The sequence below is a fragment of the Nonomuraea basaltis genome, assembly GCF_005893125.1.
Classification (GTDB): domain Bacteria; phylum Actinomycetota; class Actinomycetes; order Streptosporangiales; family Streptosporangiaceae; genus Nonomuraea; species Nonomuraea basaltis.
This window is the reverse complement of sequence record NZ_VCJS01000005.1, coordinates 137,402-150,414: the sequence shown is the minus strand read 5'-3', so window position 1 is coordinate 150,414 and position 13,013 is coordinate 137,402. Positions and strand designations below refer to the sequence as shown.

Annotated in this window: 14 protein-coding genes; 7 read left to right on the top strand and 7 right to left on the bottom strand. The window is 71.0% G+C overall.

Translation table 11 applies throughout. The features are described from left to right. The 4 genes from EJK15_RS72595 to hrcA form a co-directional block, all read right to left on the bottom strand. Window positions 1-188, bottom strand: a 188-nt coding sequence (locus tag EJK15_RS72595; protein ID WP_206060639.1) for a hypothetical protein, incomplete at its 3' end; no start/stop codon positions are given. 37 nt (window positions 189-225) lie between these two features. Beyond that, the gene (locus EJK15_RS04010; protein WP_138708983.1) at window positions 226-954 is read right to left on the bottom strand and encodes a 16S rRNA (uracil(1498)-N(3))-methyltransferase; all 729 of its coding nucleotides are present in this window, start codon (window positions 952-954) and stop codon (window positions 226-228) included. Between the two features lie 2 nt (window positions 955-956). Continuing rightward, complete coding sequence (gene dnaJ / locus EJK15_RS04005) at window positions 957-2,096, bottom strand: molecular chaperone DnaJ (protein ID WP_138708982.1); 1,140 nt, start codon at window positions 2,094-2,096, stop codon at window positions 957-959. 11 nt (window positions 2,097-2,107) lie between these two features. Further along, window positions 2,108-3,121, bottom strand: coding sequence for a heat-inducible transcriptional repressor HrcA (gene hrcA, locus EJK15_RS04000; protein ID WP_138708981.1), 1,014 nt, complete (start codon window positions 3,119-3,121; stop codon window positions 2,108-2,110). Window positions 3,122-3,607: 486 nt separating this feature from the next. Between hrcA and EJK15_RS03990 the strand changes: the two genes are divergently transcribed. From EJK15_RS03990 to EJK15_RS03980, 3 genes are read left to right on the top strand one after another with little or no spacing between them, the layout of a single operon-like run. Further along, window positions 3,608-4,105 (top strand): hypothetical protein, encoded by a 498-nt coding sequence (locus EJK15_RS03990; protein WP_240776750.1) that lies wholly within the window; start codon window positions 3,608-3,610, stop codon window positions 4,103-4,105. 17 nt (window positions 4,106-4,122) lie between these two features. Beyond that, entirely contained in the window at window positions 4,123-4,929 is an 807-nt protein-coding gene (locus EJK15_RS03985; RefSeq protein WP_138708980.1) for a DUF3097 domain-containing protein, read from the top strand. Beyond that, on the top strand, window positions 4,926-5,687 hold the full coding sequence (locus EJK15_RS03980; RefSeq protein WP_138708979.1) for a DUF4870 domain-containing protein: 762 nt from the start codon (window positions 4,926-4,928) through the stop codon (window positions 5,685-5,687). Before EJK15_RS03985 ends, EJK15_RS03980 begins: the two co-directional genes overlap by 4 nt. 5 nt (window positions 5,688-5,692) lie before the next feature. Here EJK15_RS03980 and hemW read toward each other — a convergent pair whose 3' ends face one another. After that, window positions 5,693-6,913 carry a radical SAM family heme chaperone HemW gene (gene hemW, locus EJK15_RS03975; protein WP_138708978.1) on the bottom strand — a complete coding sequence of 407 codons (1,221 nt, stop codon included), beginning with the start codon at window positions 6,911-6,913 and terminating at the stop codon, window positions 5,693-5,695. 93 nt (window positions 6,914-7,006) lie between these two features. Here hemW and EJK15_RS03970 point away from each other — a divergent pair, with 93 nt between their 5' ends. Together EJK15_RS03970 and EJK15_RS03965 are read left to right on the top strand one after the other, a co-directional pair. Then, entirely contained in the window at window positions 7,007-8,215 is a 1,209-nt protein-coding gene (locus EJK15_RS03970) for a styrene monooxygenase/indole monooxygenase family protein (protein WP_171074102.1), read from the top strand. 44 nt (window positions 8,216-8,259) lie between these two features. After that, window positions 8,260-9,531: a glycoside hydrolase family 18 protein gene (locus EJK15_RS03965; protein WP_138708976.1), complete on the top strand. Its 1,272-nt coding sequence runs from the start codon at window positions 8,260-8,262 to the stop codon at window positions 9,529-9,531. 27 nt (window positions 9,532-9,558) lie between these two features. Here EJK15_RS03965 and EJK15_RS03960 read toward each other — a convergent pair whose 3' ends face one another. Further along, on the bottom strand, window positions 9,559-10,191 hold the full coding sequence (locus EJK15_RS03960; RefSeq protein WP_138708975.1) for an MOSC domain-containing protein: 633 nt from the start codon (window positions 10,189-10,191) through the stop codon (window positions 9,559-9,561). A gap of 70 nt (window positions 10,192-10,261) precedes the next feature. Beyond that, window positions 10,262-10,567: a hypothetical protein gene (locus EJK15_RS03955; RefSeq protein ID WP_138708974.1), complete on the bottom strand. Its 306-nt coding sequence runs from the start codon at window positions 10,565-10,567 to the stop codon at window positions 10,262-10,264. A 142-nt stretch (window positions 10,568-10,709) separates the two neighbouring features. Here EJK15_RS03955 and ccmA point away from each other — a divergent pair, with 142 nt between their 5' ends. Both ccmA and EJK15_RS03945 read left to right on the top strand, forming a co-directional pair. After that, complete coding sequence (gene ccmA / locus EJK15_RS03950; protein WP_138708973.1) at window positions 10,710-11,333, top strand: heme ABC exporter ATP-binding protein CcmA; 624 nt, start codon at window positions 10,710-10,712, stop codon at window positions 11,331-11,333. Then, on the top strand, window positions 11,330-12,955 hold the full coding sequence (locus tag EJK15_RS03945; RefSeq protein ID WP_138708972.1) for a DUF6297 family protein: 1,626 nt from the start codon (window positions 11,330-11,332) through the stop codon (window positions 12,953-12,955). The genes ccmA and EJK15_RS03945 overlap by 4 nt, the downstream gene beginning before the upstream one ends. Window positions 12,956-13,013 lie beyond the last annotated feature (58 nt).

Genomic DNA, 13,013 nt, shown 5'->3' with positions numbered 1-13,013 from the left:
AGATGTGTATAAGAGAAAGCCCCGTGCCCGTCCGCGGCCGAGCTGGCCGAACCGCCGGAGGACTGCCCGTCGGCCTCACCGACGCCGACGGCCCCGGAGACGACCACGCAGCCTTCGGCCTGCCCTCTTGACCAGTGCCCGCACGAAGAAGCGACCAGCGAGCCCAGCGAGCTGACCAGCCCGCTCATGGACGCCTCCCAGCCCACGCCTTAGCGCGTCAGGAGCTCACCAGCGCCCGGTACGTGCGAGCAGCACGGCCGCCGCCGCCACGCCCGCCGTGGACGTCCGCAGGACCGTGGGCCCCAGCAGCACGGGCACGGCCTTGGCCGCCCGGAACCTGGCCAGTTCGTCCTCCGAGACGCCCCCTTCTGGCCCCACGACCACCACGATGTCGCCTCCCGGTGGCAGCGCCACGCCGGAGAGCGGCTCGGCCGCCTCCTCGTGCAGCACCAGCCCCAGCGCCGCGCCGGCCAGCAGCGCCTCGACGCGGGCGGTGGAGGCGGGCTCGGTCACTTCCGGCAGATGGAACCTGCGTGCCTGCTTGCCCGCCTCGCGGGCGGTCGAGCGCCATCGGTGCAGCGCTTTGGCGACCTTGTCGCCCTTCCACTGCGTGATGCTGCGCGAGGCCGCCCAGGGCACGATCACGTCGACGCCGGCCTCGGTCATCATCTCGACCGCCAGCTCGCCCCGGTCGCCCTTGGGCAGCCCCTGGACGACGACCAGCCGCGGCCGGGGCGCCTCGACCTCGTAGCGGCCGATCACGTCGAGCCTGAGCGCGTCCTTCAGCACCTCGCGCACAACGCACTCGGCGACCGCACCGGCGCCGTCGGTCAGGTCGACCCGCTCGCCGGGTCGCAGGCGGCGTACGGAGGCCGCGTGCCGGCCCTCAGGGCCGTCGAGCGTCAGCTCAGCGCCGCCGCCCAGCTCCTGGGCCAGGAACACCGGAACGGTCAACGTCACCTACCGTTGAACGCGTCACGCAGGCGGGAGAAAAAACCCTGTTGCCCCGGTGCGAACTTGCCCGGCGGGCGTTCCTCTCCCCGCTGCTTGGCCAGCTCGCGCAGCAGTTCTTCCTGCGCGGTGTCCAGGCGGCTCGGGGTTTCGACATTGACGTGGATCAGCAGGTCGCCCCTGCCGGACTCGTTGAGCCGCTGCACGCCACGCCCGTACATGGTGATGACCTGGCCGGACTGGGTGCCGGGGCGGACGTCGATCTCCTCGGCGCCGTCGAGCGTCTCCACCGTGAGGATCGTGCCGAGCGCGGCGGCCGTCATCGGGATCTGGACGGTGCAGTGGAGGTCGTCACCGCGCCGTTCGAAGATCTCGTGCGGCCGCTCGACGATCTCCAGGAACAGGTCTCCGGGCGGGCCGCCGCCGGGGCCGACCTCACCCTCTCCGGCGAGCTGGATGTGGGTGCCGTCCTCGACGCCCGCGGGGATGCGGACCTTGATCGTACGGCGGGTGCGCACCCGGCCGTCGCCCGAGCACTCCTGGCAGGGGTGGCGGATGATGGTGCCGAACCCGCCACACTGCGGGCACGGCCGCGAGGTCATGACCTGCCCCAGGAACGAGCGGGTGACCTGGGAGATCTCGCCGCGCCCGTTGCACATGTCACACGTGTCGGGGTGGGTGCCGGACGCGGCGCCCGCGCCGTGGCAGACCTCGCACAGGACGGCCGTGTCGACGACCAGCTCACGGGTGGTGCCGAACGCGGTCTCGCGCAGGTCGAGCTCGACCCGGATGGTGGCGTTGCGGCCCCTGCGGGCACGCGAGCGCGGCCCGCGGCCGCCGGCCGCCGTGCCGAAGAAGGCGTCCATGATGTCGCTGAACGGGAAGCCCGCTCCGAAGCCCGCGGCGCCCGCGCCTGCTCCCGCGCTGCTGAAGGGGTCGCCGCCCAGGTCGTACATCTGGCGCTTGTTCGGGTCCGACAGCACCTCGTAGGCCTGCGTGATCTCCTTGAACCGATCCTGTGTCGCGGGATCGGGGTTCACGTCGGGGTGCAGCTCGCGGGCGAGACGGCGATACGCCTTCTTGATCTCGTCCTGACTGGCGTCACGCCGCACCCCGAGGGTGGCGTAGTAGTCGCTGTTTGCCACTTATCGACCTCTTATGATGCAGCCAGGATCTGGCTGACGTAGCGAGCGACCGCGCGCACGGCGCCCATCGTCACGGGATAGTCCATCCTGGTAGGCCCCAGCACACCGAGCCGGGCCAGTTGGTTGTCGCCAGAACCGTATCCGGTCGCGACGACGGATGTGCCTCGCAGGTAGGGGTTTTCCGAACCTATGCGCACGGTAAGCGCGGACGGGGTGTCTGAGGTGGTCTCGCCGAGCAGCCGCATGAGCACGACCTGCTCCTCCAGCGCCTCGAGCACGTCACGCAGGCCGACGGAGAAGTCGGCGCCGGCGAGGTTGGCCGCGCCGGCGAACACGATCTTCTCGTCGTGCCGCTCCACCAGCGTCTCGAGCAGCACGGACAGGATCGTCGCCACCGCGGGCCGGTCTTCGGCGGGCAGGCGCTCCGGCAGGTCGGCGACCAGCTCGGGCACGTTGCTCAGGCCGCACCCGTCGAGGCAGGCGTTGAGCACCGCGCGCAGATGCGCGATGCGGGCGTCCTCCACCACCTCGGGCAGCTCGATCACGCGCTGCTCGACGCGGCCGGTGTTGGTGATCAGCACGAGCATGACCCGCCGGTCGTGCAACGGCACCAACTCGACGTGCCGGACCGTCGAGCGCGTCAGCGTCGGGTATTGCACCACCGCCACCTGCCTGGTGAGCTGCGCGAGCAGCCGCACCGTGCGGGTGACCACGTCGTCGAGGTCGACCGCACCGGCGAGGAACGTCTCGATCGCCCGGCGCTCGGCGGCCGACAGCGGCTTGACCTGCGAGAGCCGGTCCACGAACAGGCGGTATCCCTTGTCCGTCGGCACGCGGCCCGCGCTGGTGTGCGGCTGCGTGATGTAGCCCTCCTCCTCCAGTGCGGCCATGTCGTTCCTGACCGTCGCCGGGGAGACCTTCAAGTTGTGACGCTCGGCCAGCGCCTTGGAGCCCACCGGTTCGTTGGTGGACACGTAGTCTTCGACAATGGCGCGGAGCACCGCTAGCTTCCGATCGTCGAGCACGTGCTCACCTCCTGCCTCTGCCCTCTAGGAAACGAAGTGTCTAGCACTCTGTGTTCCCGAGTGCCAAGTGTACGGCTCTCGCCCACAAGGTGCGATAACACCGTCTCCCATCCTGTTGCTAGCGTCTTACAAGTGCCAGGCAGCACACTTGCGCACATGTCGGACAAATCACAGCCTCCGTCGTACGGCCCGCCTCCTGGACAGGGCCCCTACTACGGTCAGCCACAGCCTCCCCAGCAGCCTGGTTACGGCCCTCAGCCCGGATCGCAGCCCGGCTACGGCCCTCAGCCCGGATCACAGCCGGGTTATGGTCCTCAGCCCGGTTACGGCCCGCCGCCGCAGCAGTACGGGAACCCACCGGCCCAGTACGGGCAGCCGGCCCAGTACGGACAATACGGCCAACCATCCCAGTTCCCCCCGCGAATCGACTCCAAAGCCATAAAGCCCAGCCTTTGGTGGATCGCACTCGCCTGGGCGATCGCCGTGGTGTGTGCGGTCGTCGGCGTGGTCATGTTCGTCGGCGGCGTGCTCAGCAGCGTGTCGGACCTTGCTCCCACCAAGACGTTCACGTCGGGCGAAAGCGTCACGGTGACGGTCGACCCGGCCGACAAGCCGGCCATCTACATCGCCACCGACACGGCCGTCAAATACGAGTGCCAGGTCTCCGGCGGCCCCGGCCAGGCCAAACTCGCCAAGACCACCGGCTCCCAGACGATCACGGTCGGCGCCGTCACATGGGAGCAGATCCTCGTGATCAACGCGCCCGCCAAGGGCGACTACGAGCTGACCTGCACCAACCAGGAGGCGGCGAACGTACGGTACGGCGTGGGCAAGCCGGTGACCGCCGCCGCGGGCGGGATCGTCGGCGGGTCGGCCGCGCTGTTCCTGATCCCCGGCGCCGGGCTGCTCGTCGCGATCGTCGGCACCATCGTCGTCGTGATGCGCCGGAGCGGCGCGCGTAAGCGCCTTGCGGTCGGCGGGTGATTTGCTACGGTCCCCGTGTGTACGAGGGCGATGTGCTGGCGGAGAATTGGCGGCGGCCCGGCAAGGGCAAGATTCCGAAGGTGCCCGCCGAGCTGGGCCTCGTCGTGGAGGACGCCGACAGCGGCTTCTGCGGCGCGGTGGTGGCCTGCGACAAGGAGGCCGTCACGCTGGAGGACCGGTTCGGCAAGCGGCGGCTCTTCCCGCTGGCGCCGGCCGCGTTCCTGCTGGAAGGCAAGACCGTGACGCTGGTACGCCCCGCTGCCGCGCCGGCGGGCCCCAGGCGCAGCGCGTCGGGCTCCATCGCGGTGGAGGGGCTGCGGGCGAGGGTGGCCAGAGAGAGTCGGATCTACGTGGAGGGCGTGCACGACGCCGCCCTCGTCGAGAAGATCTGGGGCCATGACCTGCGGGTCGAGGGGGTCGTGGTCGAATACCTGGAGGGCGTGGACGATCTGCCGGCCATCGTGGCGGAGTTCGGTCCCGAGCCGGGGCGCCGGCTGGGGGTCCTGGTCGACCACCTCGTGCCGGGCTCCAAGGAGAGCAGGATCGCCGCCGAGATCACCTCGCCGGACGTGCTCGTGGTGGGGCATCCGTTCGTCGACATCTGGCAGGCGGTCAAACCTTCCGTGCTGCGCATTCCCGCCTGGCCCGACGTGCCGCGCGGAGTACCGTGGAAAGAAGGCGTGATCGCCGCCCTGGGCTGGCGCTTGGAGCCCGCGGACGCGTGGCGGCGGATCCTCGGCGCCGTCTCGACCTTTGCAGACCTGGAGCCGGAGTTGCTCGGCCGGGTCGAGGAACTGATCGACTTCGTTACGGAGGCATCATGAGCCAGGACCCGCCGCAGCCACCGCCAGACGACGACGCCACCCGGTACGTACCCCCATCGGAGATCCCGCGGAACCAGGGCTCCGGCCCTCAGCAGCCGGAGTACGGCCGGCAACCGGGATCCCAGCCGGGCTACGGCCAGCAACCCGGATCCCAGCCCGGGTATGGCCAGCAACCCGGGTCTCAGCCGAGCTATGGCTACGGTGAGCAGCCCGGGTCCCAGCCGGGATACGGCCAGCAGCCCAGCTATGGGCAGCAGCCGCCCAGCTACGGCCAGCCCGGCTACGGTCAGCCATCCGGCCATGGCCAGCAGCCGCCCCCCTACGGCCAGCCGCAATCCGGCGGCTACGGGCCCGGCTACGGCCAGCCGCAGCAGCCCGGCTACGGATACACGGCAGGCCCCGGCGAGCCGTACGTCCCCGGCAGGTACGGCCCCCGCCCCGGCACCGACGACACCACGATGGCCATGCTGTCGCACCTCCTCGGCCTGCTGGTCTCCTGGATCGGCCCGCTGATCATCTACCTGATGAAGAAGGACGAGTCCCCGTACGTCAGGGACCAGGCGGCGGAGGCGCTCAACTTCCAGATCACGATGTTCATCGGCTACGTGGTCGCGGGCTTCCTGACGATCATCTTCATCGGGATCCTCTTCTTCCCCGTCATCTGGATCCTGTCCCTGATCTTCCACGTCCAGGCCGCCATGGCCACCAGCCGGGGGCAGAACTACCGCTACCCGTTCGCCATCCGCATGATCACGTAGGGTGCCTAGACGAGCAGATCCCTGATGAGGCCGTCCGCCAGCAGCCGTCCTTGGAGCGTGAGCACCATCAGGCCGGACTTGAACGGCCCGGGCTCCAGCAGGCCGCGCGCCAGCGCGCTGGCCACGGCCGTGCGCGCCGCTGGCGTCACCTCGGCGAGCGGATAGCCGGTCGCCAGCCGCAGCTCCAGCATGAGCCGCTCGGCCGCGCGGTCCTCGCCGCCGAGCACCTCGCGGGCATGCGCGGGCGAGGCGTGCCCGGCCAGCCGCCTGGCGTAGGCGGCCGGGTGCTTGACGTTCCACCAGCGCGTGCCGCCGACGTGGCTGTGCGCGCCGGGGCCGGCCGCCCACCAGTCGCCGCCGGTCCAGTAGAGCAGGTTGTGGCGGCACCTGGCCTGGTCAGAGTTGGCCCAGTTGGACACTTCGTACCAGCGGAATCCCGCCTCCGCCAGCATCCGGTCGGCGATCAGGTAGCGGTCGGCGGCCACGTCGTCGTCGGGCATCGGCAGCTCGCCGCGCCTGATCCTGGCGGCCAGCCTGGTGCCCTCCTCGACGATCAGCGAGTACGCCGACACGTGGTCGGGCCCGGCCTCGATCGCCGCGGCCAGCGAGGCCCGCCAGTCGTCGTCGCTCTCGCCCGGCGTGCTGTAGATCAGGTCCAGGTTGACGTGGTCGAACCCGGCCTCCCTGGCCTCGCGGACGGCCGCCGCCGCCCGGCCGGGCGTGTGCCTGCGGTCGAGGACCTGGAGCACGTGCTCGCGGGCGCTCTGCATGCCGAAGCTGACCCGGTTGAACCCGCCGTGGCGGAGCTTCTCCAGGTAGGAGGGGTCCACGGACTCGGGGTTGGCCTCCGTGGTGACCTCGGCCCCGGGCCGCAGCCCGAACTCGGAGTCGATCGCGGCCAGGATTCTGGCCAGGTCCTCGGGAGGCAGCAGAGTGGGCGTGCCGCCGCCGAAGAACACCGTCTCCACCGGCAGCTCGGCGGCACCCAGCACGCGGCGCGCGAGGCGGATCTCCTCGACGACCGTGTCCGCGTAGTCCCGGTGTGAGGCGCCGGGGCCCAGCTCGCTCGCGGTGTAGGTGTTGAAGTCGCAGTAGCCGCAGCGGGTCACGCAGAACGGCACGTGGACGTAGAAGCCGAACGGACGCTCGCCGAGGCCGCTCAGGGCGCTCTCTGGGAGCTCGCCTGAGGTGGGCACGGGATCGCCGTCAGGCAGGGTGGATGGCACTCTTCCAGTTTGCCCGAACACAAGAGTGCTCCAAGTCGGGCACAAGAGCGGTGGCGTCAACTGGTCTCTCACCGATCAATGGGGGGAGAACACATGGCAGGCATCGGCATCGTGGGCGCGGGGATCTCGGGGCTGACCCTCGCGCTGCGGCTGCAGCAGCTCGGCGTCGAGGCGACGCTCTACAGCGAGGGCGACGCGGCGTCCATGAGCTCGGGGCGGCTGCCCAACACCGTGGCCAGGACGCAGCAGACCCAGGCGCGGGAGAGGGAGCTGGGCTGCGAGCACCTCGCCGACCCGGGGTGCCTGATGGACACGGTCAGCTTCTCGATCAAGGGCGTGCCGCCGCTGGAGTTCACCGGGCGGATCGCGGACCCGTACCACGTGGCCGACTTCCGGCTGCTGCTGCCCGCGCTCATGGACGATTTCACCCGCCGGGGCGGCGAGATCGTCGTGGCGGATACCTCGCCGGACGCCGCGCAGGTGGATCGCTGGTCGCAGCGGCACGAGCTCATGGTGGTGGCGGCGGGGCGGCGCTCGGTGGCCGAGCTGTTCCCGCGCGATGCCGGCCGCTCGCCGTACGACAGCCCGCAGCGCAGGTTGTTCGCGGGCCTGTTCCACGGCATTCGGCCCAGCACGACCTTCGCCTACAACATCTCGCCTGCCTGCGGCGAGATCTTCCGGATGCCGATGATGACGCGGCACGGGTTGGTCTCCTCGATCGTCGTCGAGGCGATACCGGGCGGGCCGTTCGAGCCGCTCACCCTGATGGATCCGGCCGAGGTCGCGCCCGCGCTGCTCGCGGCCATCGCCGAGCACGCCCCGCGCCTGCGGGAAATGATCGACCCGGCCGGGTTCGAGCTGACGGGGCCAGAAGACGCGCTGCAGGGCGCGGTCACGCCGACCGTGCGGGAGGCGGTGGCCAAGCTGCCCAGCGGGCGCGTCGCCCTGGCGATCGGCGACGCCTGGATCACCAACGACCCGCTGACCGGGCAGGGCGCGAACGGGGGCTCGGCCTGCGCCTGGATCGCGGCCGAGTCGATCGCGGCGGGCGGGCCGTACGACGTGGGCTTCGCCCACGCCACCGACGAACGGATGTGGGACGAGGCGGCGGGCCCGGTCACCATGTGGACCAACATGTTCCTGCAGCCGCCGCCCGACCACATCATCGGCCTGCTCGCGGCCGCCGCGACCCGGGTGGAGGTGGCCGACCGGGTGATGGGGTTGTTCGGGGACCCCGTGCGCAACTGGGCGGTGCTGTCGAACCCGGACAAGCTGAACCGGCTCGTTGACGCCCTGGTGTGAGCGGCTCTACGATCGCCTCAACTTATAGGAAAGTTTCCTAAAAGTTGTGGCATCCGGGAGACCTCGGTGAAGAAAAAGGTCCTGATCGCACTCTCTCGCTCCTGCTCGGCTTCACGGCGGTCTCCGTACCCGCCGAGGCCAACACCGGCTTCAAGCGCGTCGCGTACTTCATCCAATGGGGCGTTTACGGCCGCAATTTCCACGTCAAGGACGTGGACGCCTCGGGCGCCGCGGCCAAGCTCACGCACCTCAACTATGCTTTCGGGTTCGTCAACGCCGAGGGCGGCTGCTACTCGGCCGATCCGTGGGCGGACTGGCAGCGGCCGGTGCCGGCCGAGCAGAGCGTGGACGGCGTTGCGGACGCGCCGGGCCAGGCTCTGAACGGCAACCTCAACCAGCTCCGCAAGCTCAAGGCCAAGCACCCCAGGCTCAAGGTGCTGATCTCGCTGGGTGGCTGGACCGGGTCGAAATACTTCTCCGACGCCGTCCTCACCGCCGAGTCGCGGACCAAGCTGGCGCAGTCCTGCATCGACCTGTGGCTGCGCGGCGACCTGCCCGGGCTCGAGGCGGGCGCGGGGGCCGGCGTGTTCGACGGGATCGACCTGGACTGGGAGTGGCCCGGCTCGTCCGGGGCCGACGGGAACGTCATCCGGCCCGAGGACAAGCGGAACTTCACGCTGTTCGTGGAGGAACTGCGGGCGCAGATGACGGCGTACTCGGACGCGTCCCAGCTCACGGCCTTCCTGCCGGCCGCGGCCGCCAAGATCGACTCTGGGTTCGAGGTGCGGCGCGCGTTCAAGCAGCTCGACTTCGCCACCCTCCAGGGGTACGACCTGCACGGCACCTGGGAACCGCAGACCGGGCACAACGGCAACCTGTTCACCGACCGGCGCGACCCGAACCCGGTGAAGTACAGCGTCGACCAGACCGTCCGCGACTACCTGACGCGCGGGGCGCCCGCCCGCAAGCTCGTGGTCGGGGTGCCGGCCTACGGACAGGGCTGGACCGGCGTGACCGGCGGCGGAGACGGCCTGTACAAGCCCGCCACCGGACCCGCTCCCGGGAAGTGGGCACCGGGCAGCGAGGACTACAAGGACCTGGTGAGCAAGCCCGGCAAGCGTTACCGGGACCTGCGCACCGGGGCTATGTGGCTCTACGACGGGAACGAGTTCTGGTCGTACGACGATCCGGCGATGATGCTGCAGAAGGCGGCCTACATCCGGCTCAAGGGGCTGGGCGGGTCGATGATGTGGTCGATAGACCAGGACGACTCGCGCGCCTCGCTCACGTCGGCGCTCTACTCGGTCCTGCGCTGACACAGGATCCGGCCGGGTAGGCGACCCCTACCCGGCCGTTCCGAGAACCTTTTCCGCCATCTCATCCCACCGGCTGTGATGTCCGGGAACGGCCAGGATCCTGCGTAGCGCATCCTTGTCCCCGTGACGGGCACGGAACCAGTCGGCCACCGTCACCCCGGCCTCGGGACGTGAGACGATCTCCACCTCGTCACCGGCCCCGAGCTCACCGAGCTCGACCACCTTCAGGTATGCCCCGGGGCGCGCCGCATCGGTGAACCGCTTGAGCCACCCGGGCTCGTCCATCCAGTTGCGGAACACCACGCACGGCGTCCGGGGCCCGGTCACCTCCAGCACGGCGCCGCCCACCCGCCACCGCTCGCCGATCATGGCCCCGTTGACGTCGAGGCCGGACGTGGTGAGGTTTTCTCCGAATCGCCCGTCACGCAACTCCCGCCCGAGCTCGCCCTCCCACCAGTCGTAGTCTTCCCTGGCGTAGGAGTAGACGGCGTGGTCGGGCGAGCCGTGGCTCTCCCTGTCGGCACGCTCGTCACCGGCCAGCCCGTTGGCCAGCACCCCTACCCGATGGGTGACCGCCCGCTTGTCGATCGCCGTACGCCCCGTCTTCCCCGCCCACTCAGCGTCGACCGTTTTGCCCATGTTCACAGAGAGAATGCGCATACCTGGACGGTAATCGAGCGACACAATGAGCAGCGACCCATTTCCCGCCAAGCCCGGGACAACAGCTCTTTCACCGGCGCACCTGGCCCGAGTTGAGCTGCGACTCGTCATCGAAGCCCGCCAGCTGCAACAACGTCTCCAGCGCCGCCTGCCTGATCTCCTCGACCGAGTCGCCCCGCTCGCCGAAGCACTCGGCCGCCACGTCCAGCAGCGCCGTGACCACCGCGGCGTCGGGATAGGGCACGTCGACGAGCACCGTGCCGTCGCCCCCTTCCCCGCCCGCCGCGTCCAGGTGCCGCCCCAGCAGCCGCCGGGCCTCCTCCGCCACAGCAACCCCCAGCACCGCGGCCCGCTCGAATCTCTCAGAAGCAATCATGTCACCCTCCAGTCGCACAAGTGTTCGGGTACACAAGGTAGACGGCGCGACCGACAGAAACTCCTACGCACACGGGGATCGCGACGCCTCTGTGCGACGGCGGCACCGCGCGATCGACGTCCCGGCTGGCTACGCTCGAACGATGCACGACTCGATCATCAGCCTTGAGGACCTCACGGTGGAGCTCGGCGGGAACCCCGTGCTCCGGGGGATGGAGCTGACCGTGACCGCGGGCGAGATCGTCGCGGTGGTCGGCCCGAACGGTTCCGGCAAGTCGACCCTGTTGCGCTGCCTGGCCGGGCTCCAGCCCGCCGCCTCCGGCGAGGTGCGGGTGTTCGGGAAGCCGCCCGCCGACGAGGTCCCCTTCTGGCGGCATGTGGCACTGCTCATCGACGAGCCCGCCTGGTATCCGGGGCTGACCGTCCGTGAGCACCTGGAGCTGATGGCAGCCGTACATCCCCGGGTTCGCATGACGGTCGAGGTGGCGCTGGAGGTGTTCGCCCTGGCGGAACGGGCCGACGCGCCGCCGCTGAACCTGTCCACCGGCCAGCGCCAGCGCCTCTCGCTGGCCGCCGCGCTGCTCAGGCCGAGCACGTTGCTGCTGCTCGACGAGCCGGAACGCGGTCTGGACGGCGACTTCCGCGCCCGCCTGGCGGATCTGCTCGACGCCTACACGAACGAGGGCGGCACCGTGATGATGGCCACGCACGACCCGGGCCTCGCCGCCCGCGCCCGCCAGATCTCACCTTCGGGGGTGACCGCATGATCGGGCGACAGGCGACTGCCGGAGCAGGCGCCGATCCGCGCCTGCGATCGGTGCGGGCCTTCCTGCGCTTCCGCGGCCGTACCCGCTCGGCCCCGGTCGATCGTTACGTCACCGCCTTCTGCATCGCGATGTTCCTCGCCGTGCTCGGCAAGCCCCTCTCCGACGTGGTGGCGGGGCTGGCCGGAACCGGCGATCCCGCGCGCACGGGTGCGGGGGCGGCGCTGGTCGCGCTCGGGCTGGCCGGCTTCCTCCGTGCGGCCCGCGCGGCGGGTCCCGTGGTGTTGCCTGGTCCGGACGCCTCCTGGCTGCTGCTGTCGCCGCTGAACCGGCGGCACCTGCTCGGGCGTACCGGACGGGCGCTCCTCACGGTCGCCGTGGTGGCGGGTGCGGTGCTCGGGCTGGGGATGCTGGCGGTGCTGGGCGCACCCGACCAGCTCGTGTGGCGGCTGCTCGGCGCGCTGGCGCTGGGCATCTCGGCGACCGTGGGGGCGATGGCGCTGGCCGTGCTCGCGCAGGCGTCCCAGTCGTGGCAGGTCTGGCTGACGGCCGCGATGGTCGCGCTCCTGGCGGTGGCGGTCATTAGCGTGAGCGGCCGGCTCCGTACGGTGCTGGCCATCGCCGCGAGCGCGCCCCCGCAGGCGGTGGCCGTCGCCGTCTGCGGCGCCTCCGTTGCCGCTGCCCTGCTGGTACGTCAGGCGTGGGCGTCGCTCGACCGGATCCCCGCCCGCGACATCCTGGCCGCCTCGACCCGCGCGGGACACGTGGCGAGCGCCGCCGTCGGGGTCGATCCCGGAGTGTTCACCTGGATCGCCGAGGACAACCACTGGCGGGCCAGGAAGCTCAGCTCGCGACGGTGGCCATCGCTGCCCGCGCCCCTCGCTCTGGCGTGGCAGGACTGGCGCCGGCTGGCCCGGAGGCCGGGACGGCTGGCGGCCATGTTCGCGACCGCGGCGCTGCCTGCCGTGCTGGCCCAGGCGGGTGGTGCGCCGGCCGCGCTCGGGGCGGCCGTGCTGGCGGGCGGTCTGGCCGTGGCGTCCGCGAGTGCGTCGGGCGCGCGCCGCGACAACGGCAACCCGGCCCTGGCCAGGCTGATCGGCGTGGGCCACCGCCCGGCGCTGGCGGCCCGAGCGGCGCTGCCCGCACTGCTGAGCGGCGCCTGGACGGCCGCGGCGCTGGCCGGCCTGACCCTGGTCAGCGGCCTGACGCTGACCGGCGGCCCGACCCTGGCCGACGGGCCGACGCTCACCGGCGTCGCCTCGGCTGTGGGCGGTGCGGCAGCGAGCGGGATGGACTTCGGGGTCGGAGCCGGTGCCGGGGCGTGGTGGTTGTTCGGGCCGTTGATCGCTCCCGCGCTGGCCGCAGGTGCGCTGCGGATGGCCAGGCGGGGTCCGGTCGACCACTCCCTGCCGGTCATCGACACCCCGGGCGGGGCGATCCCGCTCGGGCCGGTGCTCTGGGCGGCCACGGGCGTGGATCTGGCGGTGCTGGGGTGCCTGCCTGCCGCGATGGCGCTGATGACCCCGCCCGGCGGCCTGGGTGCGTTCCTGGCGGCTCAGGCCGTCGCCGGCGTGGCGGTCCTGGCGGGCTATGTGTGGCGGGCGCGGCCAGGCAAAGCCGAGTAGACGGGCAAGGCGCGGTTGACGGGCGAAGTGCAGTAGACGGGCGAAGCCGCCTTGGTGC

What these genes read in the sequence shown, in the direction of transcription:
- EJK15_RS03980 (WP_138708979.1), top strand. Translation starts at nt 4,926, where the DNA reads ATGAGCCAGGACCCGCCGCAGCCACCGCCAGACGACGACGCCACCCGG.
- EJK15_RS03945 (WP_138708972.1), top strand. Translation starts at nt 11,330, where the DNA reads ATGATCGGGCGACAGGCGACTGCCGGAGCAGGCGCCGATCCGCGCCTG.
- ccmA (WP_138708973.1), top strand. Translation starts at nt 10,710, where the DNA reads ATGCACGACTCGATCATCAGCCTTGAGGACCTCACGGTGGAGCTCGGC.
- EJK15_RS03970 (WP_171074102.1), top strand. Translation starts at nt 7,007, where the DNA reads ATGGCAGGCATCGGCATCGTGGGCGCGGGGATCTCGGGGCTGACCCTC.
- EJK15_RS03960 (WP_138708975.1), bottom strand. Translation starts at nt 10,191, where the DNA reads ATGCGCATTCTCTCTGTGAACATGGGCAAAACGGTCGACGCTGAGTGG.
- EJK15_RS03955 (WP_138708974.1), bottom strand. Translation starts at nt 10,567, where the DNA reads ATGATTGCTTCTGAGAGATTCGAGCGGGCCGCGGTGCTGGGGGTTGCT.